At 48.7% G+C, this 23,723-nt stretch carries 25 protein-coding genes and 1 other annotated feature; of the genes, 10 read left to right on the top strand and 15 right to left on the bottom strand.

The genetic code is table 11. From position 1 onward, the window contains the following. Positions 1–585: 585 nt before the first annotated feature. The 4 genes from VZT47_RS05120 to VZT47_RS05135 form a co-directional block, all read right to left on the bottom strand. The gene (locus VZT47_RS05120) at positions 586–1,089 is read right to left on the bottom strand and encodes a nuclear transport factor 2 family protein (protein WP_330223898.1); all 504 of its coding nucleotides are present in this window, start codon (positions 1,087–1,089) and stop codon (positions 586–588) included. A gap of 285 nt (positions 1,090–1,374) precedes the next feature. Next, positions 1,375–2,154: a 4,5-DOPA dioxygenase extradiol gene (gene ygiD / locus VZT47_RS05125; RefSeq protein WP_330223899.1), complete on the bottom strand. Its 780-nt coding sequence runs from the start codon at positions 2,152–2,154 to the stop codon at positions 1,375–1,377. A 1-nt stretch (position 2,155) separates the two neighbouring features. After that, a complete protein-coding gene (locus VZT47_RS05130; protein WP_330223900.1) occupies positions 2,156–2,494 on the bottom strand; it encodes a MoaF-related domain-containing protein in 339 nt (112 codons plus the stop codon). A gap of 295 nt (positions 2,495–2,789) precedes the next feature. Continuing rightward, a complete protein-coding gene (locus VZT47_RS05135; RefSeq protein WP_330223901.1) occupies positions 2,790–3,605 on the bottom strand; it encodes an MBL fold metallo-hydrolase in 816 nt (271 codons plus the stop codon). A gap of 368 nt (positions 3,606–3,973) precedes the next feature. Here VZT47_RS05135 and VZT47_RS05140 point away from each other — a divergent pair, with 368 nt between their 5' ends. After that, positions 3,974–4,840: a LysR family transcriptional regulator gene (locus VZT47_RS05140; protein ID WP_330223902.1), complete on the top strand. Its 867-nt coding sequence runs from the start codon at positions 3,974–3,976 to the stop codon at positions 4,838–4,840. Between the two features lie 101 nt (positions 4,841–4,941). Further along, positions 4,942–5,706 (top strand): sulfite exporter TauE/SafE family protein, encoded by a 765-nt coding sequence (locus VZT47_RS05145; RefSeq protein ID WP_330223903.1) that lies wholly within the window; start codon positions 4,942–4,944, stop codon positions 5,704–5,706. A 375-nt stretch (positions 5,707–6,081) separates the two neighbouring features. Here VZT47_RS05145 and VZT47_RS05150 read toward each other — a convergent pair whose 3' ends face one another. Next, a complete protein-coding gene (locus VZT47_RS05150; RefSeq protein WP_330223904.1) occupies positions 6,082–6,441 on the bottom strand; it encodes an arsenate reductase family protein in 360 nt (119 codons plus the stop codon). Between the two features lie 16 nt (positions 6,442–6,457). Next, entirely contained in the window at positions 6,458–7,393 is a 936-nt protein-coding gene (locus VZT47_RS05155) for a LysR family transcriptional regulator (protein ID WP_330223905.1), read from the bottom strand. A 122-nt stretch (positions 7,394–7,515) separates the two neighbouring features. Here VZT47_RS05155 and VZT47_RS05160 point away from each other — a divergent pair, with 122 nt between their 5' ends. Next, entirely contained in the window at positions 7,516–8,289 is a 774-nt protein-coding gene (locus VZT47_RS05160) for an AzlC family ABC transporter permease (RefSeq protein WP_330223906.1), read from the top strand. 1 nt (position 8,290) lies between these two features. Further along, the gene (locus VZT47_RS05165) at positions 8,291–8,599 is read left to right on the top strand and encodes an AzlD domain-containing protein (protein WP_330223907.1); all 309 of its coding nucleotides are present in this window, start codon (positions 8,291–8,293) and stop codon (positions 8,597–8,599) included. Positions 8,600–8,835: 236 nt separating this feature from the next. On the opposite strand, the gene VZT47_RS05170 is transcribed toward VZT47_RS05165, so the two are convergent. Then, complete coding sequence (locus VZT47_RS05170) at positions 8,836–9,348, bottom strand: nitroreductase family protein (RefSeq protein WP_330223908.1); 513 nt, start codon at positions 9,346–9,348, stop codon at positions 8,836–8,838. 12 nt (positions 9,349–9,360) lie between these two features. Beyond that, complete coding sequence (locus tag VZT47_RS05175; protein ID WP_330223909.1) at positions 9,361–9,933, bottom strand: helix-turn-helix domain-containing protein; 573 nt, start codon at positions 9,931–9,933, stop codon at positions 9,361–9,363. 215 nt (positions 9,934–10,148) lie between these two features. Here VZT47_RS05175 and VZT47_RS05180 point away from each other — a divergent pair, with 215 nt between their 5' ends. After that, a complete protein-coding gene (locus VZT47_RS05180) occupies positions 10,149–12,512 on the top strand; it encodes a glycyl radical protein (protein ID WP_330223910.1) in 2,364 nt (787 codons plus the stop codon). Continuing rightward, positions 12,499–13,407 carry a glycyl-radical enzyme activating protein gene (locus tag VZT47_RS05185; protein WP_330223911.1) on the top strand — a complete coding sequence of 303 codons (909 nt, stop codon included), beginning with the start codon at positions 12,499–12,501 and terminating at the stop codon, positions 13,405–13,407. Before VZT47_RS05180 ends, VZT47_RS05185 begins: the two co-directional genes overlap by 14 nt. Before the next feature lie 79 nt (positions 13,408–13,486). On the opposite strand, the gene VZT47_RS05190 is transcribed toward VZT47_RS05185, so the two are convergent. The 3 genes from VZT47_RS05190 to VZT47_RS05200 form a co-directional block, all read right to left on the bottom strand. Further along, a complete protein-coding gene (locus tag VZT47_RS05190) occupies positions 13,487–14,713 on the bottom strand; it encodes an ATP-binding protein (RefSeq protein WP_330223912.1) in 1,227 nt (408 codons plus the stop codon). 160 nt (positions 14,714–14,873) lie between these two features. Further along, positions 14,874–16,307 carry an AAA family ATPase gene (locus VZT47_RS05195; RefSeq protein WP_330223913.1) on the bottom strand — a complete coding sequence of 478 codons (1,434 nt, stop codon included), beginning with the start codon at positions 16,305–16,307 and terminating at the stop codon, positions 14,874–14,876. Between the two features lie 346 nt (positions 16,308–16,653). Next, positions 16,654–16,878 (bottom strand): cupin domain-containing protein, encoded by a 225-nt coding sequence (locus VZT47_RS05200; protein ID WP_330223914.1) that lies wholly within the window; start codon positions 16,876–16,878, stop codon positions 16,654–16,656. A 148-nt stretch (positions 16,879–17,026) separates the two neighbouring features. Between VZT47_RS05200 and VZT47_RS05205 the strand changes: the two genes are divergently transcribed. After that, positions 17,027–17,656 carry a site-2 protease family protein gene (locus VZT47_RS05205; protein ID WP_330223915.1) on the top strand — a complete coding sequence of 210 codons (630 nt, stop codon included), beginning with the start codon at positions 17,027–17,029 and terminating at the stop codon, positions 17,654–17,656. A gap of 7 nt (positions 17,657–17,663) precedes the next feature. Next, entirely contained in the window at positions 17,664–18,314 is a 651-nt protein-coding gene (locus VZT47_RS05210) for a trimeric intracellular cation channel family protein (RefSeq protein ID WP_330223916.1), read from the top strand. A gap of 233 nt (positions 18,315–18,547) precedes the next feature. Here the strand turns inward: VZT47_RS05210 and mmuM are convergent, their stop codons facing one another. The 4 genes from mmuM to VZT47_RS05230 form a co-directional block, all read right to left on the bottom strand. Continuing rightward, a complete protein-coding gene (mmuM, locus tag VZT47_RS05215; RefSeq protein ID WP_330223917.1) occupies positions 18,548–19,477 on the bottom strand; it encodes a homocysteine S-methyltransferase in 930 nt (309 codons plus the stop codon). Positions 19,478–19,489: 12 nt separating this feature from the next. Then, positions 19,490–20,323: a basic amino acid ABC transporter substrate-binding protein gene (locus VZT47_RS05220; protein ID WP_330223918.1), complete on the bottom strand. Its 834-nt coding sequence runs from the start codon at positions 20,321–20,323 to the stop codon at positions 19,490–19,492. A gap of 184 nt (positions 20,324–20,507) precedes the next feature. Continuing rightward, the gene (locus VZT47_RS05225; protein WP_330223919.1) at positions 20,508–21,455 is read right to left on the bottom strand and encodes a homoserine O-succinyltransferase; all 948 of its coding nucleotides are present in this window, start codon (positions 21,453–21,455) and stop codon (positions 20,508–20,510) included. 41 nt (positions 21,456–21,496) lie between these two features. Next, positions 21,497–21,738 (bottom strand) — a binding site (T-box leader). A 258-nt stretch (positions 21,739–21,996) separates the two neighbouring features. Further along, entirely contained in the window at positions 21,997–22,374 is a 378-nt protein-coding gene (locus tag VZT47_RS05230; protein ID WP_330223920.1) for a type II toxin-antitoxin system HicB family antitoxin, read from the bottom strand. A 233-nt stretch (positions 22,375–22,607) separates the two neighbouring features. Here VZT47_RS05230 and VZT47_RS05235 point away from each other — a divergent pair, with 233 nt between their 5' ends. Continuing rightward, the gene (locus VZT47_RS05235; RefSeq protein ID WP_330223921.1) at positions 22,608–23,054 is read left to right on the top strand and encodes an Lrp/AsnC family transcriptional regulator; all 447 of its coding nucleotides are present in this window, start codon (positions 22,608–22,610) and stop codon (positions 23,052–23,054) included. A 458-nt stretch (positions 23,055–23,512) separates the two neighbouring features. Further along, positions 23,513–23,723: hypothetical protein (locus tag VZT47_RS05240; protein ID WP_330223922.1), on the top strand; the 211-nt coding region annotated here is incomplete at its 3' end.

Below are 23,723 nucleotides of genomic sequence, written 5' to 3' on the forward strand. Positions count from 1 at the left end.
CCACGTGCTCAGAAAGCTTTCAAATCCTCGAGGAAAAAATCGAGTTTCCAATTATTTTTACAAAAGAATAAACTCCCAACAAACGAGAAAAAAGATTCTTCGGACCCGCGCCCCCCGCAACGTACTTAGTCACGAGATGACACATCCAGACGTAGGAATTTCTGCAGCCGATTGACAGGTAAGATCGGAAATCCGGACAACGAGAACATATTCTCAAATGGGGGAATTTTTGTACCCCAAAAGCCGTCCACTATTCGTAGTGGGCGGCTTTTTTGCGTTCAGTTATCAGTTTGCAGTGATCAGTTCCCGGAGACCGGGTTCTTCGAGACTTTGAAAAATCAGCCGTCTCCGAAATTTTGCATCGATCGGACCTCGGGAAACGGGACTCAGTGGTGCGATACCTATCAGAAAGCCGCACTCGAAATTTATACAGCCAGTCAGATTCCGATAACTTTCATAAAAAAAGCCGTCTGTCACACATCGTGACAGACGGCTTTTTTATTATGGCTATCAATTCGCAGAAACCGGGTTCGTTGATGTCCGTGAAACTTTGCACCGTCCGGGACTCAGGACCGCGGCTTTTCATCAGAACATGGTATTGTTATTTTCCGCTTTTTCTGGAACATCCTGGATAATGTCCCAGTGTTCCACGATTTTCCCGTTTTCCACTCGGAAAATATCGACGGCAGACTGACCACGGTCTGCTTCATTCAATTTGATATGGTTGTGAATGAAAACCAGGTCCCCATCGGCCGCCACCCTTTTGATTTCCGCCGTGCTTTCCGGGAATTCCTTAAGAAAACCGGTAATGGCAGTCCTGAAAGCTTCCTTTCCATCTGCAAAGCCCGGGCTGTGCTGGGTGTACACATCCCCTACCGCCGTATCGATGATTGCTGCATTGTGCTTATTGAAAACTTCATTCCAGAAATTCACAACCAGTTCCTTGTTCGCTTCATCCTGTCTTTCCTTCTGAAGCCTGGAAATCATTCCATTGTCCCGGATCGGCGGGAAGGCATGGGCCTCGCTCCCCAAGGCAGGAATCATGACAAAAGAGGCAGCTGCCAGAGCAGCAATCAATAATTTTTTCATACAAATCTCCTTTCAGAAATTATTTTATTTGATATCCGTTATCAATATAGCAGATTGGGAAACTTTTGAAAAGGGAAAATTTAATATTCCCGTATTATATGATTAAGCATATCGAACATTTCCCGCCTGCGTACATTCCCCATCCAAAAAGGGGCGGCGCATCAGCGCCGCACCTTCCCGAGCCCCGCACCCCGAGCCCCGAAATCTCGGAAATGACACGAGTGGGGCGTGACGTGATGAGGCTAATTCCCGAATACCGATATTGACTGAGGCAGCAGTATCTGACTAGTGACTCCAGATAAACCCTGTCATCGCCATGGAGCCCAGGTTGCAGACATCGTTGAAAACTTCCGCCTTGTTCCCTTCAGCAGCTCCCAGTGTATAGAGAATAGGAAGGTAATGGTCCAGAGTCGGTACCGCATAATCAGCAGAAGGTCCTTTTTCATAATCGATCAGGGCCTTTGTATTTCCTTTGGCCACTGCTTTCTTTACGTAATCATTGAAAGCATAGGTCATGGGAGTCCCACCTTCATTGTCCCATTCCACTCTTCTCAGGTTATGGACTACATTTCCGCTTCCGAAAACGAGGTATCCTTCGTCCCGGAGAGCCGAGAGTTTCTTTCCGATTTCAAAATTTTCCGAAGGCTTTGCCTGACCGTCCACGGAGAGCTGGACCACCGGGATATCGGCTTTTGGAAACATGTGGGTGAGAACGGTCCAGGTGCCATGGTCAATGCCCCAGGAATTATCTTCCTTTACGGTTCGTCCCAGAATTTCCATGACCCTTTCGGAAAGAGGGAGGTATCCTTTCACCGGATATTTCACTTCGTACAGTTCCTTCGGGAAACCGTACATATCGTAGACCTGCTTCGGCTCGGGGGCCGTCTGGATCCAGCTCCCCTTCGTATACCAGTGGGCCGAAACGGCGAGGATGGCTTTCGGTTTTCCGTATCCGGAAATGACCTTTTCGCCAATTTTTTTCATTCCTTCGGTGATGTCATTGTGTTCCAGCGCGATCATGGGTGACCCGTGGCCGGAGAAAATGACGGGCATCCGTTTTGTCATATTAAGCCTCCTCTACGGTAAAAGTGCCTTTGTGGAGAATTTTTTCCCGCTTGCCGAAGGCATTCTCATCATTCCAAGTCATGAAGGCGGACACTTTGCCGCTTTCGAAATCAAGGAGCTGAGAAAGCACAGTCCCCGGGCCTTCCACCCAGTTCACAAAGTACAGGCCGTCCCGGATTTCCAGGACTTCATATCGTTCCTCCTCCTGGGTCACCGCAATCGATTCTCCCAGAGCCTTCCAGGAAAGGAGACCTTCCTCCGGATACACGATGGTAAATGCAAAACCCGATTCATAACGGACAGTCAGTTTCTTTCCCTTTACGCGATCAAAAAATGTCATTTTTTGCCTCCTATAATATATACATATAATGATTAGCTGTGTTGGAAATATAAGTGAGTCGGCAGTTAGCAGTTTCTCACATAGTGCGAATTGACTTTGAGACCAAAAGGTAACGCCCCGCCTGTGCACAGTCCCCATATAAATTTGCGGCGCATCAGCGCCGCCACCTTCCCGAGCCCCGCACCCCGCACCCCGAATTCTCGAAGTTTTCTCCACCGGGGCGCGCCGTAATGGGGCTAAGACCCGAATACCGAAGTAGTCTCAAACCATGGTATCTGACAAATGACTCAAATAATCAACCCCACTGTATTTCCTTCTTCACTACTCCTGCGCCCAGAGATACGACTTCGCTGTTCTTTGCTCCCGGATACGCTTCGAGGAGTTTGTCCGCCAGCTCTTTGCCTGTCTTTGTTTCCTTCTCAAAAGAGATGGACTTTTCCAGATATGCTGCCGTGTGAGCCAAAGCTTTCACATCGAAGGAGCCTTCGGAAACTCCGTGAGAAGGAATGACGATGGCAGGTTCCAGATCTTCCAGTTCTTTCACTCTTGAAATCCAGGCCTTTCTGTCTTCTTCGGACGCCGTATCGGCCAGGAATACATGGATTTCATTGAAAACGTCAATGCCGCCAAGAAGGACCATTTCTGTTTCTTCATAAAGAGAGGTGCGGGTGAGATCGCTTCCCACCACTTTGAAGGTAAATCCTTCGAAATCAAAACTTTCTCCCTCAAGCACTGCCGGAATGACAGGATTGATGGGTCCTTCCTCTTTCAGCACGGGATGCCAGAAAGTGACTTTTCCGCAGAGGGTATTCATGATATGCTCCGCCGTTTCTTTTGTGGCACAGGCATAAGCCCTCGGGAACGCTTCGCGGATCCTTTCCAGGCCGAAATAATAGTCCGGATCCCCGTGCTGGATGAAGATTTTTTCCAGCGTCAGGCCCCCGGCCTTCAGGAAGGAAATGACTTCTTCAGCAGAAGACCTTGTGAAAAATGAATTCACCAGAAGAGCCTTATTATCCTTCACCACCAGGGTGGCAGTCACGTAGAAGCTCTTTGCATCCGTAAAAAATGTGACCAGATCGTAATGTGCCGTATGAATCACTTTGTTCATTCTATCGCCTCCAGTGACTTAACTATACCGATTTTTTATTTCATTGAGAATAGTCAATATAAATATTGGCATGAAGGTTTTACTTCATGCCGGTTGAGAATGAATAGCGAACTGCCTATAATTAAAAATAGAAACCTGCTTATTGCTAATGGGTAATGGCTAATAGTTAATATTCCCAAACCCTTTTCTTACATCAGTTGTTATCGGTTATCAGCTGACAGGTCAGGGATATTTCACTATTTCCATAATCAAAAAGGCACGCCTTCTACTGTCGCGCGCCACCGCCCCTAATTCCTGATTCCCAATCCCCAATTCCTTTCGCCAAAGGTAATCCGGAGAATTGACTCCACCCGTCTAAGGAGACCAAAATGACCGACCGTCAGCTCGAAGCGTTCATCAAAGCAGCAGAATGCGGCTCTTTCACAAAAGCCGCCGCACTCCTTTTCATTACTCCCTCCGCCCTCATGCAGCAGGTGAACCTGCTGGAAAAAGAAGTGGAATTTCCCCTCTTCTTCCGGACCAGTCATGGAGTAAAGCTCACTTCCGGAGGGGCCCGTCTCTATGAAACGGCCAGGGAAATCCTTGCGAAATACAGGGAAGCCCGCTCTTACGGCCGGGAACTCCTGAAGAAGGAAGAATACCACATCCGCTATGCAAGAGGGGATGAAGGTCTCCCTGCCTTCATATTGAAACCTTACCGCGCTTTTCAGGCGGACCATCCTTACAGCCTTCTGGAATTCCCCTACGTCCCCTCGGACTCCCATTTCGATGATATCCGCGAAGGAAAAGCAGACATCACCACGGTGGCCCAGCCGAAGCCCTGCGCCCTGGAAGGACTTTCCTATGTGCCTCTTCTCGAAGATACCTTTACCTTCCTCATGGCCTCCGACAATCCCCTTTCCGCCAAAGAAATCATTCACAAAGAGGACCTCTGCGGGAAAACCATTCTGGCCGGGAAATACGCCTCCATGGCATTTCCCTTCGAAACCATGCTGCCCGGAGAAGCCAAAGTGGTGCTCCTCGATAAAGCCTATGACATGAAAAGCCGCATGCAGAGCCTTTTCTCCGATGATCTCACCATCATTCACTCCGTCTGGGCCCATAATTTTTCCGGCTACCTCAAAGCCGTCCCCTCCGACATCCCCGCCGGAGGCGTGGGACTCCTATGCAGGAAAGAAGCGAGCCGGGGCGTACTGGAACTGATACAATATGTGAAAAAAGGAATTAGCCGTTAGCCAGCAGCCGTTAGTTGTTAGTTGTTAGAAATTTTTAGCCGGCTCTTCTCCACTAACTGCTAACGGCTAATCACTAACTACTTTTTAAATCTGGAGTTCCTATGCCCTTTTACATTCTCACCATCATCGGTCTTCTGGCCGGACTTTTCATCATTTCCCTGGGCGGGGGAGGCGGCGCCGTCTATGTAGGCGTCCTCACCGGACTTTGTGATATTCCTCCCGATATTGCTGCTTCCACATCTCTGGCTACTGTCATTCCGACAGCCATGATGGGTGCTTTTTCCCATTACCGGGCAGGAAATGTGCACCGCCATCTGGCCCTCTACCTCCTTGCCGGCTGCATTCCGGGAGCCATTGTGGGTTCTTTCTTTTCCACTCTTCTGCCCCTCTGGATTTACAACAAAATGACCGGCATCATCCTTCTGGTGCTTGCTCTGCAGATGGCCTGGACCTGCATCCGTCCCCCGAAGCACGAAGTCCATAATGAATCAGACCTCACGAAAAAGGATAAACTGAAAGCAGGAGGCTTTGGCATCATTGGAGGCCTTCTATGCGGACTCGTCGGCCTTTCCGGCGGCGGACCCATTACGGCTGGACTTTTCATCTTAGGCTGCACTCCCCTGGCAGCAGTCGGAACTTCGGTTTTTGTCATCTGCGTCATGAGCATTGTCGGATTTCTCATGCATTTATCCGTAGGAAGAGTGGACTGGGAGCTGGTGAAATACCTCCTCTCCGGCACCTTAATCGGAGCTTTTCTGGGCCCCTGGCTCATGAGCAAACTGGACAGAAATAAAGTAAACAGAGTCCTGCGACCTATCGTTGCCGTAGTCAATCTGACCATGAGTATTATGGTGCTGATGAAATAACCGTTTTCAGCCTTTAGTTGTCAGCCGTTAGTAAAAACCCAATTTGTGGTTCAGAATGAAATACACCATCCCCAGGGCCAAAAGAAGAGGGTGTACAAAAATAGAAATCATTATTTTAAAAACTTTAAGGGAAAAAGTTATCAGTTATCAGTTATCAGTTCGCAGTTGTGGTGGCCGCCTTTAGATTGGAGAGGCGGCCTTTTTATATAAAAATTTAACCATTTCTGATGAAAACTGTGTATAAAAATGGCCCGCTATCCCATTTGATGCGGGCCTCCTTCACTGATCACTAAGAACTGAGAACTGATCACTTTATAAATTCCGGCAATTCAGGTTTGTGTAATTATTGTACAGCCCCTTCTTTTTTGCATGCACTTATTTTTTCAAAAGGGCTTCTTCCCATTCTTCCTGTTTAAAGCCTACCAGGACTTTTCCATCCGAAAGTAGAATGGGCCGTTTCACCAGCATGCCGTCGGTGGCAAGGAGGTCGATCATTTCCTTTTCGCTCATGGTCTTGAGCTTTGCGGAAAGCTTCTGCTCCCTGTAGATTTTGCCGCTGGTATTGAAGAATTTCTTCGGTTCCTTTCCGCTTTCGGGGATCCATTTTTCCAGCTCTTCTACTGTCGGATTTTCCTCCTTAATGGGACGGATGGTATAGGAAATGCCGTTTTCATCCATCCATTTCTTCGCCTTTTTACAGGTCCCGCAGCGGTCATAGCAGATCAAAGTATTCATGGTTTGCTCCTTTCAATCATAGATCCGGATCATCTGCATTTATTATACGATGGACCGGCTTTTCTGCAATGGGATTTCCTTCGGCCTTTCCGATTTCCTTCCGGATGAAGCTCCGGAACCGGGAAGCCGCATAGGGCAGGGTGGTCTCATCCCGGTAGGCCAGACAGACCCTGCGGCGGATGGGTTCCTTCAATGGCCGCACGGCCACTTCCGTTTCATAGCCGTAAACCACGTTATCGAAAAGGATGGAGACTCCCAGATGGTTTTTTACCATGGAAATAATGGAATAATCGTCGGACACTTTGTAAGCCACGGGGATTTCCATTCCGTGACCGGCAAAAAATTTCAGTACGCTGCTTTCCGCCCCTTCGTCAATGAGGATGAAAGGTTCTCCCGCAAAATCGGAAAGGGAAATTTCTTCTTTTTCCTTCACTTTCGGATGGTCTGAAGGAAATACGGCCAGCATCCGGTCTTCATAAAGAAAATCATAGGGAAGGCCCTCCGTCATATGGCCTGCCAGAAAGCCCAGGTCTATCTGGCCGCCTTCGAGCCAGGTCCTGATTTCCGTGTACCCGCCCTGATGGAGTTCAAAGGAAACGCGGGGATAGAGTTCCCTGAATTTCTGCATGAGCGGCGGCAGGATATCCCGGCTTACACTGGTAAAAGTGCCGATGCGGATGGTAAGGCCTTCCAGTCCCTCCATTTCCCGCGCTTTCCGGGAAAGGGCCTCTTCATCCATGTAAATCCTTGCGAAATAGGGGGCATAGATTTCCCCGTCTGCCGTCCAGGAAATGCCGTGCCTTTTGCGGTCAATGAGGGAGACGCCCAGTTCTTCTTCCAGCGATTTTACTGCCCCGCTCACACTGCTCTGGGCATAGCCGAATTTTTCCGCCGCTTTCGAAAAGCTTCCCAATCTCACCACTTCGCAGATGATTCCGTATCTGGAAATCATAAGTCCTCCATGACTATCGGAAAATCCGATATTTCTATCAGAAACATCCATTTTACCTATCAATCAAATTGTACTACAATAGCTCCAGATTTGAAACAGATTTCTTTATACGGGAGAAGATCATGAAAGAATCCATGTCAGACAGCGAATTCATCCGGGGCGTACGGGACGGTGCTTCCCTGGCAGGAGGATATTTTGCCGTCGCTTTTTCTCTGGGAATCGCCTCCCGGGGTGTGGGAATGAATGCCATCCAGGGATTTTTCCTGAGTTTCCTCAATAATGCGTCCGCCGGAGAATATGCAGTGGTTTCTGCCATCTCTACTCTTTCGTCCCTCCTTTCCCTGGCTCTTCTGGTGCTTATTACGAATGCCCGCTATTTCCTCATGAGCTGCGCCCTGAGCCAGAAACTGGCCCCGGATACCGGCCTCTTTCACCGGCTCCTTCTTTCCTGGGGCATTACAGACGAACTTTTCGGCCTGGCCATTGCCAAAAAAGGCTATGTGGAACCGTCCTATCTTTACGGCGCCTACCTGTCTTCCCTTTCCTGCTGGGCCCTTGGAACTTCGGCCGGAGTGACGGCAGGAAATGCCCTTCCGCCTTACCTTGTGACTGCCCTTGGCGCATCGATTTTCGGCATGTTCCTGGCCATCATCCTTCCGGCGGCAAAGAAAGACAGGGCTGTCTTTCTTACCGTTTTGAGCGGATTTATTTTAAGCGGATTTTCTTCGGAAATCCCTTTCCTTTCTTCCCTTTCCGAGCCGGTCAGGGTCATTCTCCTCACCCTTCTGATTTCTTCTTCTGCCGCCATCCTGAAACCGGTGAAAGTGAAAAAAGAAAAAGCAGAGAAACCCATCCTTTCCAGTGCTCCCGGAAAAGTCCTGCCCCAGGGAGGTTAATATGGAATCCCTTCGCATCTGGGAATGCATTTTTGCAGCCGCCCTCGTGAGCTATCTTCTCCGGGTGCTTCCCCTCACCCTCATCCATAAACCCATCGAAAATCCTTTCATCCGTTCCCTTTTTTACTACCTTCCCTATGCGACCCTGGCAGTCATGACGGTTCCTTCCATTTTTACCGTTTCTTCCCGTCCCCTGGCCGGTATGGGAGCCCTCGTTCTGGGAGGACTGACCGCCTGGATTTCTTCCAATCTTTTCCTCTCCGCCGCCGTCTGCTCCGGAGCGGTCCTTTTCACGGAACTGCTTTTTTAAGAAACAGGACCCGCCGCAAAAGGATATGGAAATCGTTGTCCGTTATAGCCGCCGCCTGAAAAGGGCGGCTTTTTTATATGTTTTAAAGAAATTCCATGACAAAAATGGCCCGTCATTCAATGATGAGGGCCATTTTTACGGAGAACTTCCTGCATTCCCGTTTCCAGGAATCCGGAATATCCATCCGCTTTTAATTTACTTATACTTATATATAAGATTGGCTGTTTTACGAAAACTCACAGATACTGCACCGTTTCGGAAAGGTCTTTCCGATGGCTGTGGTTCGGCAGCGGTTTTGCTCCTTCCGCCCCATAGCCCAGGTCCAGGGCCATGAGGATTTCCTCATTTTCCGGAAGACCGAGGGATTCTTTCAGTTTGTCGGGATCAAAGAAATTGATCCAGCAGCTGTCCACATCTGCATTTTGGGCAGCCAGGAGCATATGGGTGGCCACGATGGAAGCATCTTCGATGCCGGAATCCCGTTTTCCGCCGGGATAGGTGAAGACGTTATTTTTATCATAGGCCACGATGAGCACCGTTTGTGCGCCATAGCGGCAGGGGGTGGCTTTGTCGAATTTTGCAAGGGACTCTTGCGATTCCAGCACGTAAATTTTCTGCTCCTGCAGATTTTTGGCCGTCGGGGCGAGCCTCCCGGCTTCAAGGATTTCTTCCAGTGCTTTTCTCTCCACTTTCCGGCTGCCGAATTTCTTGCAGGCGAAACGGTCTTTCACCACGTCTTTGAAGTCCATTTGATTGCCTCCTCAATATTTCATAATGTCCTGGAAAACGACGGGTTCCCCGGTTTCATTTTTATAGGTATGATGGATATTGGCATGGAAATTGATTTTGGCCGGCGCTTTCAGGATAAATTCCTGATCTTCCAGCTTCAGGGTTAGGGTTCCGCTGGTGACGACCACATATTCCTGGGCCGCATTCCGATGAGGTTCGGACGCATGGACTGTGCCGGGCTGCAATAGTATATAGAAATATTCAAAGCCCGAAAGAGGATCGAAGGGGAAAATATTGTACAGCACCATGCGGTCTTCTTCATCGTACACGGGCTGGATATCTTTCAATATGTCCACGGCTTTATATTCCGGTTCCGGATTGTTCAGAAGGGTGGAGAGAGAGAGCTGCAGACCTTTGGCCACTTTCCAGAGGGTGGAAATAGAAGGCACCGATTCGCCTCTTTCGATCTGTCCCAGCATGGTCTTGCTCACCCCGGTTATTTCAGAGACCTGGTCCAGGCTGAAATCCCTTTCATTTCTTACGGCTTTCAGGGTTTTCCCGATACCCTGCACCGGGCTTTCTTCGTCAGTTCTGTTTTTTCCCATGAGAAATCACTCCCGTTTTTAACACATTTTCATTTTACATCAGGGAAATTCGGGCTGTCAATTCTATCCGTACGCCATAGCACATGTTATTTCTGTTTTTTTGTACGCTATAGCATATAAATCGTTGACACCTGTGCGTTATGGTGATATATTTTTAAAAAATGGTTGTGCTTTATAGCGTACACTCAATTCTTAGCAATCAGGAGGAAATGAACATGCTTACAGCAAGAATTCAGAAAGCAAAAGATGCTTATGTCAATGACAAACCATCTATTTCCTATGAACGGGCCCGTATCTGGACCGAATCCTACAAGCAGACGGAAGGCCAGGCGCCAATCATCCGCCGTGCAAAGGCTTTCAAGGCAGTCTGTGAGCAGCTGGGCGTTCACATTTTTGAAGGGGAACTCATCGTCGGTGCCATTGGCGAATTCCGCAAATGCGGCATCCTGACCCCGGAATTTTCCTGGACCTGGGTGGACAGGGAAATGGACAATTTCTCCACCCGTGAACAGGACCCCTACGAAATGACCGATCAGCAGCGTGATTTCGTCAGAAAGAATATTTTCCCCTACTGGAAAGGCAAATCCGTAGAAGAAGCCTTTTTGGCCCAGCTTCCTGCTGAAACTGCCAAAGTAGGCGTAGATACCGGTTTCGTGGACACCGACTCCAAATGGCGTCAGTCCGTGGGCGAAATGACTCCGGACTATCAGGACGGACTTTTCTCCAAAGGCTGGCAGGGCATTATCGATGAATGCAGAGAAAAAATGAGCCAGGTCAAAATGACCGCTCCCGACGGACTGGAAAAGAAGAATTTCTACGAATCCGTCATTCTCTGCGGCGAAGGCATGATTACCCTCGGAAAGCGCTATGCGGAAGAAGCAAAGAGACTGGCTTCCGTAGAAGAAGACGGCATCCGCAAAGCAGAACTCCTCCAGATTGCCGATATCTGCAGCCGAATCCCCGGCGAGCCGCCAAAGACTTTCCAGGAAGCCCTCCAGATGATCTGGTTCTATCAGTGGGGCGGCATCATCATGGAAAATCCGCTTTCCCTGAATCCAGGCCGTTTCGACCAGTATATGTATCCCTACTATCAGTATGACATTAAAAATCATCTCCACGATGATGACGGAATCCTGGAACTCATCGAATGCTACTGGCTGAAACTTTCCGAATGGGTATGGACCATTTCCGCCAATACCGCTGATTTCTTTGCCGGCTACAATCAGTTCCAGAATCTGACCGTAGGCGGAAGCGACAGAAGCGGCAAAGATGCTACCAATGAACTTTCCTACTTGGCCCTGAAAGCCACCAGCGAAGTCAAGACCCATCAGCCCGGCCTTTCCGTACGAATCGGACACAACAGCCCGAAAGCATTTATCGATGCTGTCATGGAACTGGTTGCTCAGGGTACCGGATTCCCGGCGATCCACAGTGATAAGACCGGTTACCAGATGCTGAAGAACCTGGGCTATGAAACCGAAGATGCCAGAGACTGGAATAACTGCGGCTGCGTGGTTCCCCATTTCCGCAAAACTTTCGAATGGACTTCCACAGCCAATGTAAACTTCTCCGCAGCCCTCGAATTTGCTACCAACTGCGGCAGGAGCCGTCTCTCCGGAAAACAGATCGGCATCCCCATGGGCCGGGATTTCAAATCCTATGAAGAAGTGGAAGATGCTTTCTACAAACAGTTTGACAATCTCATTGCCGTAGCCGTAGAATGCTCCATTCTGGCCCAGAAAATCCAGAAAGAATACATCCCCCGCCCCTACTTTGCAGCCCTTTCCGAAGAATGCCTCTCTTCCGGCAAAGATATCGTGGACGGCGGCGCCAAATACAATATCGGACCGGTGCTGACCGGAATCGGTCTGGCAGAATCTGCAAACAGCCTGGCTGCCATCAAGAAACTGGTCTTTGAAGACAAAGTCTGCACCCTGGAAGAACTCTTCGAAGCCTGCGACAATAACTGGGAAGGCAAAGAAGAACTCCGTAAAATGGCAGAAGCCTGCCCGAAATACGGCAACGATGATTCCTATGTGGATGATATCGCCAAACGCATCGAAAACCATTACTACGATGAAACCGTGAAATACAAAGATTTCTATGGCAATACCTTCACCACCGCCTTCATGGGTATTTCCAATTTCATTCCGACCGGACGCGTCCTTGGCGCATCTGCCTGCGGCAGAAAAGCAACCGAACCGATTTCCGAAGGCGTTTCCCCGGTCGGCGGTACCGATACTTCCACACCTCTCGCAGCTATGAAATCCTGTGCAAAAATGGACCAGGATATCCATTCCGGCGGCACCCTGCTGAATATGCGCCTTTCCCACAGCCTGGTGGAAACAAAGAGGGCCAGAAGCAACCTGGCTGCCATCGTTCAGTCCTTCTTCGATATGGGCGCTTTCCATATCCAGTTCAATACCCTGTCCACCGAAACCCTCCTGGCAGCCCAGAAACATCCGGAAGATTACAAGGATCTTCTCGTCCGTGTAGCCGGCTACAGCACCCAGTTCGTACACCTTTCCAAACGCCTGCAGGATTCCATTATCAACCGTGCTGTCCATGACTCCTTCTAAAAAAGGAAACATCCTTCAGCTCCAGAATTTCTCCGTCAATGACGGAGACGGCATCCGGACCATCGTATTCTTTGCAGGCTGTCCGCTCCGCTGTCAGTGGTGCGCCAATCCGGAAGGATATACGAATAAAAATCAGATCATGTATATTTCCGAGCGCTGTATTCACTGCCGGCGCTGTGAAAAAGTCTGCCCCCTGCAGGTGGGCTGGAATCTGGATGATCCGAAAGAAAGGGCAAAATGCAATGGCTGCGGCCGGTGCGTGAAAGCCTGCCTGGAAGGAGCCAGGAAAAACACCGTGCAGGAAATGACGGTGGAGGAAATCCTGAAAGTCCTGGAAAGCCAGATGATTTTTTATCAGAATTCCGGCGGCGGCGTCACCTACTCCGGCGGAGAATGCACCATGCAGGCGGAATTTCTGGGAAATCTGGTGAATGAAGTCTACGACATGGGACTGGACCAGGCCATCGAAACCTGCGGATTCTTTGATTATCCGGAAGTACAATCCATTTTTGAAAAGCTGGACCTTGTCTTCATGGATATCAAGCAGATGGACGAAGAAAAGCACAAATTCTGGACCGGCGTTTCCAACGACCGGATTTTAAGAAATATTGCCGCTGTCGGAGCGTCCCATCCGAGGCTTGTGGTGCGGATTCCCCTCATTATGGGAGTCAACGGGGATGATGAAAATGTGCGGAAAACCGCCCGGTTCGTAAAAAATCACGTAAAACGCCCCATGATGGAACTCCTCCCCTACCATCCCTACGGAGAAGACAAATACCGTCAGCTGGGTATGCCCTACCATGCCGAATCCTTCCGCCGTCCCACGGAAGAAGAACTGAATCACCTGAACCATATCATTGAAGAAGAAGACGTTCAGGTCGTTTCTTTCAAATAACCATCTAAAAAGGATGCGCAGCTGCACATCCTTTTTTATTGAAAAATGGCTCCGGGAAATAAAAGTCCGGTTTTCGCCTTCAAAGTACACTCACCGGACAGAGCCAGGTTTCGCGGTTCAGAGGCATGAGATTGTCCGCAAGGCAGAGAATGATGCCCGGTTCTATTTCCATATTGAACTTCTTCAGGACTGAGAAATTTTTATCCGGATGGGCGGGCGTGCTGCTTCGTTTGATTTCTATGGGAAACATGGTATTTCCGCGAACAATAAGCAAATCGATTTCCTTCCGGTCCACATCCCTGTAATAATACAAGTCCGGCCGGCGGCCTGCATTATAATAGCTTTTGATGATTTCCGAAACCACATAAGTCTCAAAAAAAGCGCCATTCATGGCCCCATTCTGCAGAGTCTGTGCCGTAGGCCAGCGGCAGAGCCAGGCAGCCAGCCCGGTATCCATGAAATAAACCTTTGGCGTCTTGACCAGCCGGATGGTCAGATTACTGAACCAGGGCCGGAGGATATAAATAATGCCTGAACTTTCCAGAATGGATACCCATTCCTTCACCGTGGGCGCGGAAATACCAATGGATTTGGCAATTTCAGAGTATTTCAGCTCCTGTGCCGTATGGGCGGCCATGTAAATCAGGAACTCCGTAAATTCATGAAGCTTGCCGATATGGGCATAGTCCCGCACATCCCGCTCCAGGTACGTATTCACATAATCCCCATAATATCGTTCCTGCCCGATATCCGAAACAATGACCTTCGGCATGCCTCCCTGAAAAATCCTTTCATACACCTCTTTCAGGGAAACCGGCCGGCTCTCTTTCCATCTTTCTTTCAGCGCAGCCAGTGACGGGGCAAAAAGCCAGGGTGATTTCCCTGTAATTTCTGCCGTACTCAGGCCCGAAAGATCAAAGACCGCCGCCCTCCCGGCCAGGGATTCGGAAATATGTTTCATCATGGAAAATTTCTGGGAACCTGTGAGCCAGAACATGCCCTCATTGGGTTCTCCGGAAAGTGCTTTACGATCTATGATTTTCTTGATTTCAAGAAGGATACCCGGCACCCGCTGGAATTCATCAATCAGCACCGGCGGTTCATAGGTCTCGAAGAAAAGGGCCGGATCCGACTCTGCCAGATGCCTGGCATTGATATCATCCAGTGTCACATAAGTCCGCGACGGTTCCCTGAGATGATAAAGCATGGTGGATTTCCCCACCTGTCTTTGGCCGCAGACCATGATGACAGGATACTGCTTCGTGCATTTCAGGATTTCTTTTTCCATATGACGATTGATATACATAAGCGCCTCCGGGAAATCTAAAGTCTCACTTTATTTTACTCGGATTCATGGCTTCATGCAATGTGCTTTAAGAAGTAGAAATGCCCTGTCAGCGGTCATGGAAAAATAAACCTGCGGGAAATAGACTTTTTCATCCATTCCCGCAGGTTTATTTCCATGATTATATTTCGCAAAACAGGTCATCCAAAGTGACTACATTGGAAAAAGCCGTTCCGTATTCATTTCTTGTGAGGCCGAAAGTGGTGACAAGGGTATTTCTGACGGATGTCCGGGGAGAGACCTGTCCTGACAAATAAGTCTGCCGTTTCAGCAGTTCTTTATAATAGGTCTTGTCTACGGTGAAATCTCCGCCATAATATTTCATTTCACATAAATTAATTACGTTATCCTTTCGATTGATCACAAGATCGATCTGCATACCTTCTCCCTCTTCATTCATGCCTGTCCAGACGGAGTTCTCTGAGGCTACACCAACTACGCCCAGTGCTTTTTTGATCTGGTCTACATGGTGGAGGCATACATTTTCAAAGGCAATTCCCCGCCAGACTACAACCGGCTGGGTCGTCTGATGATTTTCCCAGTAATGGGATTCCTTCTTTTTCCCTGCCACAAAGTGAAGGTAAAAGAGGCAGAACGGGTCCACCAGTTTATACCGTTCATTTCGTTTCCCCTCGCCGAAGGGAACATACCTGACCACGAAATCACTGGCGAGAAGTGCCTTTAAATTCTGCGTCAGTCTGCCATTATCACTGATTCCCAGCTTTTCAACGATTTCCTTCCTTGTATAGCCTGAATTTCTTTTATAGAGCAGCTCTATGATGGACTTCACCAGGTCCGGACTTGTGAAAAGAGACAAAAATAAACGGTCATACTCATCGGACAGCCTTGCACTTTTCGTAAAAAAGAGATGGTCCACATTCTGCGGAAGAGAAAGTTGTCCGTCCATATAGCCCAGATAGTAAGGAACACCGCCGAGAATCATGTAACTCTGGGCGATATCATACCGGGAGAATTGGACCCGCCGTTCTTTATAGAAATCTTCGCACTCCCGAAGGGTAAAAGGAAGAAGTTTGATTTCATAAGTCACCCGGTTATAAAGTCCTCCGTGATTATTGATCAGTTTGTCCTGAATCCAGGAACTGGCGCTCCCGCATACGATGACCATCACGTTTTTGCGATGACAGGCCCAGTTGTTCCAGAAACTTTCAAAAGCACTCATGAATCCTGAACGAGGCGTATCCATCCAGGGCAATTCATCCAGGAAAATCAGCTGCCGACTGTCATCGTCTCTTTCCTGCAGATATTTTTCAAGAAGGAAAAAAGCATCCATCCAGGACGAAGGTTTCTCAGTTTCCCCCATTCCCGAGAGAAGAAGGGAGTGATAGAAATTCTGCAGCTGCTTCGAAAGGAGACCCTTCGGCTCCTCCCCCACCGGCGACAATCCTGCATGGCGAAAAGTGATCCTTCCCGCAAAGGTTTCGTCCACCAGAAAAGTCTTCCCGATGCGGCGCCTGCCATAAATGGCCACCAGTTCCGCCCGGCCATCATCATAGAGCCTCTGAAGTTCTTCTATTTCCTTTTTACGTCCGATCATGGAAATCCCCCGCTTTATTCTGCGAAAAATAACATATTTCTTCAATTCCCGCACATTTAATTTCCTGACAGCAGTATATCACAAAATAAACCTGCGGGAAATAGACTTTTTCATCCATTCCCGCAGGTTTGATTTCATTTCAGGAAATATAATCCCACCGATGCAGTGAGAAATTTTTGTGCCCATTCCCCATATACCCGTGCTGCGAAAGCGGCACACCTCCCCGGGCCCCGAATCCCGAAATTCCGGAAATGAGCCGGGCGGTGCATGGCCCGGGCAGGGCTAAGACCCGAATACCGATATGGACTCAGGCCACAGTATCTGACAGATGACTGCTGCCGGCTCATCACTTCAACAGGTCATATTCCTCGTCCCTCACCGGTTCCAGCCATTCATTGGAAGTTTCTTCGCCTTCCACTTCAAAAGCCAGATGGCTCATCCAGGAGTCTCTGGCCGCTCCGTGCCAGTGTTTCACTTCCGCCGGAATGTGGATGACTTTGCCCGGGATCAGTTCTATGGCTTCCTTCCCCCATTCCTGATACCATCCTCTTCCGCCCACGCAGATAAGCATTTGTCCGCCGCCCGATTACCCCGATACTCCCGGTTCAAAAGTCTCTCCTCATCAAAGTTTTCCTTCCGGCAGCAAAGCCTCTGTGACGGAGAACGCCAATAATGATATAATGAATGTACCACTGACGAAATTGATAAGGAGTAACGATATGTTTGATATTCTTGATTTAGGGACCCTGCTTTACCGGGTACCGGCACTGCTCATCGCCCTTTCTTTCCATGAATTTGCCCATGCCGCGGTTTCTGATTCCCTGGGAGATCCCACACCATCGGCTGCGGGACGCCTCACCATCAATCCCCTGGCTCATCTGGATATGCTGGGGACCATCATGCTGGTACTCTGCGGTTTTGGCTGGGCAAAACCGGTGATGATCGATCCCAGATACTATAAAAATTACAGGACCGACATGCTGAAAGTGTCTTTTGCAGGCCCGGGAATGAATCTTTTCCTGGGATTCCTTTCCATGCTTCTGGCCGCCATTTTAAACCGTCTGGGCATGCTCACGGCCCAGAGTTATCAGTTTATCGACTGGATCATGATGTACAATGTGTGGTTTGCCTTTTTCAATCTTCTTCCCGTGCCGCCGCTGGACGGGTCGAAGATTCTTTCCATGTTCCTTCCCGGCGAGCTTTCCTGGAAATATGAAAATTTCAATGCCCGCTACGGATTCCTGATGCTGATGGTCATCGTTTTTACCGGTCTTATGAATAAAGTCATCAACCCTCTGGCCAATGCATTTATCGGGCTTTCCTATTTCCTCATTCATCTGATCTTCTGAGGTATCTATGTCCACAACCTGGATGATTTTTGAAATTCTGGGCACCATTGCCTTTGCATTTTCCGGAACCGTGGTAGGTCTTTCCCGGCGGATGGATATTTTTGGAATTACCGTGTTAGCCGTCATGACCGGGGTAGGCGGAGGAATGATCCGGGATGTACTCTGCGGAATTACGCCTCCCTCAGCCATCGTCCATCCCATGAGTCTCCTTTTATCGATTGCTACGGCTCTCACGATTTCTTTCATTTATCCCGTCTGGCATCTTCCGAAGGAAGGAAAAGTCCTGGTGGCCATTGTCTACCATATTTCCGACACCCTGGGACTTGCTGCTTTTACGGTGACCGGAGCCCTTACGGCTTTTTATACCTATCCCCAGTATCATTACATCCTTCCCACCATGCTGGGAGTTATTACGGCGGTAGGAGGAGGAATTATAAGGGATATGATGGCCCGCCGGATGCCTGTGGTCCTTTATATGGATGTCTATGCCATTGCTTCCGTCATCGGAGGATTTCTTCTCTGTATTCTCCGTCCCCGGATGGATACGGCCCTGGCTTCCTGGATTGCCTTTTCCGTAGTCCTTTCCATCCGGATAGCCGCCATCCATTATGGCTGGCAATTGTATCATCCCCTGGGACGACATGAGAAAGAACTTTAATTCAATTCATTCCGAAAAGGAGAGAGTAAAAAGTTATCAGTTATCAGTTCGCAGTTAGCAGCTGTGGTGGCCGCCTTAAAATAAGAAAGGCGGCTTTTATATATTTCATTGAGAACCAGATATAAAAAGGCCCGCTATCCAATTTAATGCGGGCCACCTTCACTGAGAACTAAGAACTGATAACTGATAACTAAAAAAACCTGTGAAAACGAATTGTTTTCACAGGTTTTTTATCATTTCAGAAGTTCCCGTCTGAATTCCGCCACCGCCCGGATATCTTTCGGTGTGGTCCTGCAGCAGCCTCCGATGAGGCGGGCGCCTGCAGCGTACCAGATTTTCACGAAATCCGCATAGGAGGAGGCAGCGCCTTCCCAGGATTTCTTTTCCACATTGTAGGTTTCGCCGGAATTCGGGTAAATGACAATGGGTTTATCGGTCCCTTTCCGGGCTTCTTTAATGAGGGATTCCACGTATTCCGGAGCGGTACAATTGAGTCCGATGGCTTTGACTTCATCAATTCCATCCAATGCTTTTGCACAGTCGGAAATCAGGTCTCCCCCGCAGGTGTGGAGATTGTCTTTGCAGGAGAAGGAAATCCAGGCTCTGGCTCCTTTGATTTCTTTCAATACATCCGTTTCTGCCAGGGCTTCGAGGAGGCAGGGAATGGTTTCGCAGGCAAAAATGTCCGGACCTGCTTCGGAAAGGACGTGGAGCCGTTCCCGATGGAAAGCGGCCAGTTCTTCTCTCGTTTTTCCATAATCTCCCCGGTATTCGCTGCCATCGGCCAGATAGGCCCCGTAGGGTCCCACGGAAGCTGCCACTAAAGGAGCAGGCCGGTTTTCTTCTTTTGCTCCGGAAAGATAATCATCTCTGGCTTCCTGTACCAGTTCTACGCTGCGGCGGAGAAGTTCTTTTGCTTCTTCTCCGGAAAAACCTTTCTTTTCAAAGCCCTCAAGGGTAGCCTGATAGCTGGCGCTTGTCACGATATCGGCTCCTGCTTCGTAGTAGGAAAGATGGACAGCTTTGACCAGTTCCGGTTTTTCATAGAGGGCAATGGCGCTCCAGAGTTCATCATTGATGGAAAAGCCCTGTCGTTCCAGTTCTGTGGAAAATGCGCCATCCAGCACGATGAAGGGATATTTCTTCAGAATTTTTTCAATCATAGGGGTCTCCTTTTATTTCAGTACTTCTGCCGGCGGTTCTTTGCCAAACCATTTCTTGTAGATTTTTACAAATTCGCCGTTTTTCTTCATTCTGGCAAGACCATCATCAATCTTTTCGAGGAGGTCTTTATTTCCTTTCTTTACGGCAATGCCCAGATCTTCGGTGGTCAGGGCAACAGGTGCGGTTTTCACGGATTTGTCGCTTGTCTTTGCCACATAATATTCATTGGTGGGGATATCATTGACCACGCAGTCCACGGCTCCCTGTTTCAAATCGAGGAAAGCATCGGAAAGGGTGCTGTAAACGCGGACATTGGCCCCTTCGATTTTGCGGGCTGCCTCTTCACCGGTAGATCCGATCGTTACGCCCAGGGTCTTGCCGGAAAGGTCTTCTTTTTTCTGAATGGAATCATTATCTGATTTCACGACGACTCCAAGGCCGGCGATATAGTACCGTTTGGAGAAATCCACCGATTTCTTTCTGTCTTCGGTAATGGTGATATCATTGATGGCCACATCCAGATCTCCGGACTGAAGGGCAGGAATAAGGCCATCGAAATTCACATTTCTGACTTCCACTTCAAAACCTTCTTCTTTGCCGATGGCTTTAATGATATCTACGTCAAATCCTACATATTCCTTCTTTTCCATATCCTGAAAACCAAAAGGTGGATAGGCCGCATCCATGCCGGCACGGATGACTTTCTTCTGAGCCGGAGAAGCGGCCGGTTTCGAAGCAGCCGGAGAAGACCCGCAGCCCGAAAGGCCCAGGGCCGAACCGACACCGAGAAGGAAGAACAGAAGAAGGGCAAATAATTTGAGTAAAGATTTTGGCTGTTTTTCCATGATGGACTCCTTTGATGAAATACTTTTGGAAATAGTTATCAGTTCATAGTTATCAGTGATCTCACATACAGAGAACGACTTTACTTTTCACTTGTTGGAAAAGCATGTCCATTCTGCAAACTGAGAACTGCTGACTGATACCTGTTAAATTTCAATTTTCTGCCTGCTATGAAATATTGCCGTCTTACCTTTCATGCAGTGGATTATGCACATTGAAGGGCATGAGGTTGTCCAGGGAATAGGGCGTTTCCTGGTAAACGAAATTCACCCAGTTATGATAGAAAAGATGGGCATAGCTGCACCATACGAAGCGGGGCCGTTCCAGCGGATCGTCGTAGGGATAGTAATTTTCCGGAAGCCGGATGGGAAGGCCCTTGTCCTTATCCCGCCTGTATTCCCAGGAAAGGGTGCCCAGATCATATTCGAAATGGCCCAGGACAAAAATGCGGCGGGATTCTTTGTCGGAAATGATATTGATTCCCTTGTTTGACGACCGGGAAAGGACATCCAGCTCCGGGCAGTTATCTACCGCTTCATCGTCAATGGACGTATGGCGGGACACGGGAATGAAATACCGGTCATCGAAGCCCCGGAGCAGCGGATGATAGGCCATGGTGGAATTGTACTGGTACACACCGAAGAATTTCTTTGGCAGAATCCGTTTCTGCACGCCATAACCGCGGTAAAGTCCTGCCTGGGCAGCCCAGCAGAGATGGAGAGTGGAAAAGACGTGGGTATCGGCCCAGTCGAAATATTTCAGCATTTCCGGCCAGTATTCCACTTCTTCATAGGCCATCTTTTCCACCGGCGCCCCGGTGATGATGAAACCGTCATATTTCCTGTCTTTGATTTCATCAAAAGTCAGATAATTTTCTTCCAGATAGGACCGGTCCGTATGGGTCGTCTCCCGGGATGCGATGCGGGCGAAATCCACATTGATCTGGAGCGGCGAATCGCCGAGGAGCCGGAGCAGCTGTACTTCTGTCGGTTTCTTGATGGGCATGAGATTCAGGATTAAAACCTTCAGGGGCCGGATATCCTGGGTCCTGGCCCTTTTTTCGCCAATGGTGACGATGCCTTCTTTTTTCAGTTCCGTAATTGCTTCGATTCCGTCAGGAATTCTGATTGGCACGATAAAACCTCCCATGTATGACAATAAAAAAATCCCGTTCCCAAAGGGACGAGATACTCGTGTTACCACCCAATTTTATCCATCTGTCGCCAGAATGGATCTCATAAGGTACGCCGGACGCGCCTTGATACCCTGTCTCTGTAACGGGAGAACCCGGACTGCTTCATCATTCGGCAGTGCCAGCTCAGAGGCCATCTTCGGCAGTTTTTCCTGTGCCCCTTTTCACCCGCCGGGGCTCTCTTTGCCATTCCATACTGCTTACTCTTCTCTTCATGGCTACTATGAGATTAATGCTATTTTATAATGGAAACAGGGAAATGTCAAGACAGCGTGCTATGCAAATCGTTTTCAGAGATGAAGGATTGTGGAAGCAAAAGGAATGGGGAATAGCCGTTAGCTGTTAGCCGTTAGCTGTTAGCCGTTAGCCGTTAGCCGTTAGCTGTTAGCTGTGAGCCATTCGCCATTCCCCATCATCCCCGGCCTTCCAATGCATCTGGCCCCATGAAAGCAAAAAGGAACCGCAGCTTTCGCTGCGGTCATATTATCTCAGTCCAAATACCCTGGCGAGAAGGCCCGGTCTGCTCTTTCTGGCAGATTCGGCCCATTCTGCGGATTTGGCTTCTGCATGTTTCACTTTATAAGCACAGAATTCCCGGTAAGAATCCATATCCACCAGGACCACGCACACTTTGCTGTCCCGATAGCGCCGTTGCAGGATTCTTTCTTCGGAAGGATGAGGAATCGGAATTTCCTTATCCTCCATTTCCAGAAGGGAAGCAGCCATGGCATTTCTGGCTTTGAATGCCGTCTCCCCCATGGACTTTCCTCTGGCTTCGCAGCCGGGAAGATCCGGGAAAACAGCGGCAAACGCACCACTTTCAGCGTCCTGCTGAAAAATGGCCGGGTAGAAATATCTCATTCTTTCCCCCCTTCCCCGCATGGTAACCTTTTCATCCCCAAAATTCATTACATCTATTTTATAACATTTTAAGCCTCATGCCAATGACCTTTTTACAATAAATTGACGTTTTTTCTTTTAAAAATACCATCAGCAGTAGTTTTCACCCAAATCTTAAAGTTCAAAACATAAGAGATTTGAGTTTCCTTAATCATATATCCAATGTTATAATAAAGAAAAACAGGAGGTGCCCCATGAGTCCCAAAATGCTGGATGAAACAGACCGGAAAATCATCAACGAACTGAAAAAGAACAGCCGCATTTCCATGACGGAGCTGGGGAAAAAAGTCTTCATGACCAGCCAGGCCGCCAAGAATCGTCTGGAACGGCTCCAGGAACTGGGAGTCGTGGAACGGTATACGGTGAACCTGAACTGTCCCGTCTTTGATTACGTTACCCACCGCCTTTTCATCATGCATACCAATCAGGGAAAAGCGGATGATTTCATCCATTTCGTCCATGAAACGGAATTCCATATCCTTCACTGCTACCGGGTGCAGGAAAATACATTTTTCATCGATGCCCATTTCAAAGGAGAAGAAGGAGTCAAAGACTTCGCCGAAGCCATCAAACCCTATGGCCATATCCATATCCATCCCGTCATGGAAGAAATAAGGCATGTCCATCCGGTGGATGAGTGATTGTTTGTGCGTACATTGTCAGATACTATGGTTTGAGTCACATTCGGTATTCGGGAATTAGCCTCACCACGACATGCCCCAATCGAGTCTTTAGCGAAATTTCGGGGTGCGGGATGCGGGGTGCGGGAAGGTGTGCCGCTGATGCGGCACCTTTTTTATTGAGAATCTGCACAGGCGGGGTTAAGAATCTCATGTGACCCACGATCAGGTGACACCACAGCAGGACAGAAGGGCGCCACCTTCCCGATAACCCCGACCATTCCCGATATTCCCGACAATTCCCGATTCAAAAGTCTTCGAAGATGCAAGTTTCCGTCAAATACAGGCAGCAAAAATTTAATAAAAATCTAATGATACAAATTGCACTTTTTGCTACTATACCCATGGAGCGATTGAAAGGGCCCCTGAAGAAATCCCTAATCTCCCGGATGTACAAAATCGATCGAACCTGCGGAGGGATGGATGCAGATGATTTTCAGAAACTCCAATTACCGCGCGGTGAAATTTTTTCACAATTTTTTTCAACTAAACAAGTCCTCCTCAACCGAAAGGTCATGGAAATATCCGACCAATCAGCCACCCCGGCACCTTACTATGTCTCACGAGAAGCATACGCTCATTACGATTTCTGCTGCCGATTGATCAGTATGTCCCGGAATTCTGGGAACC

This window comes from Dialister sp. (genome assembly GCF_036343215.1).
Classification (GTDB): domain Bacteria; phylum Bacillota; class Negativicutes; order Veillonellales; family Dialisteraceae; genus Dialister.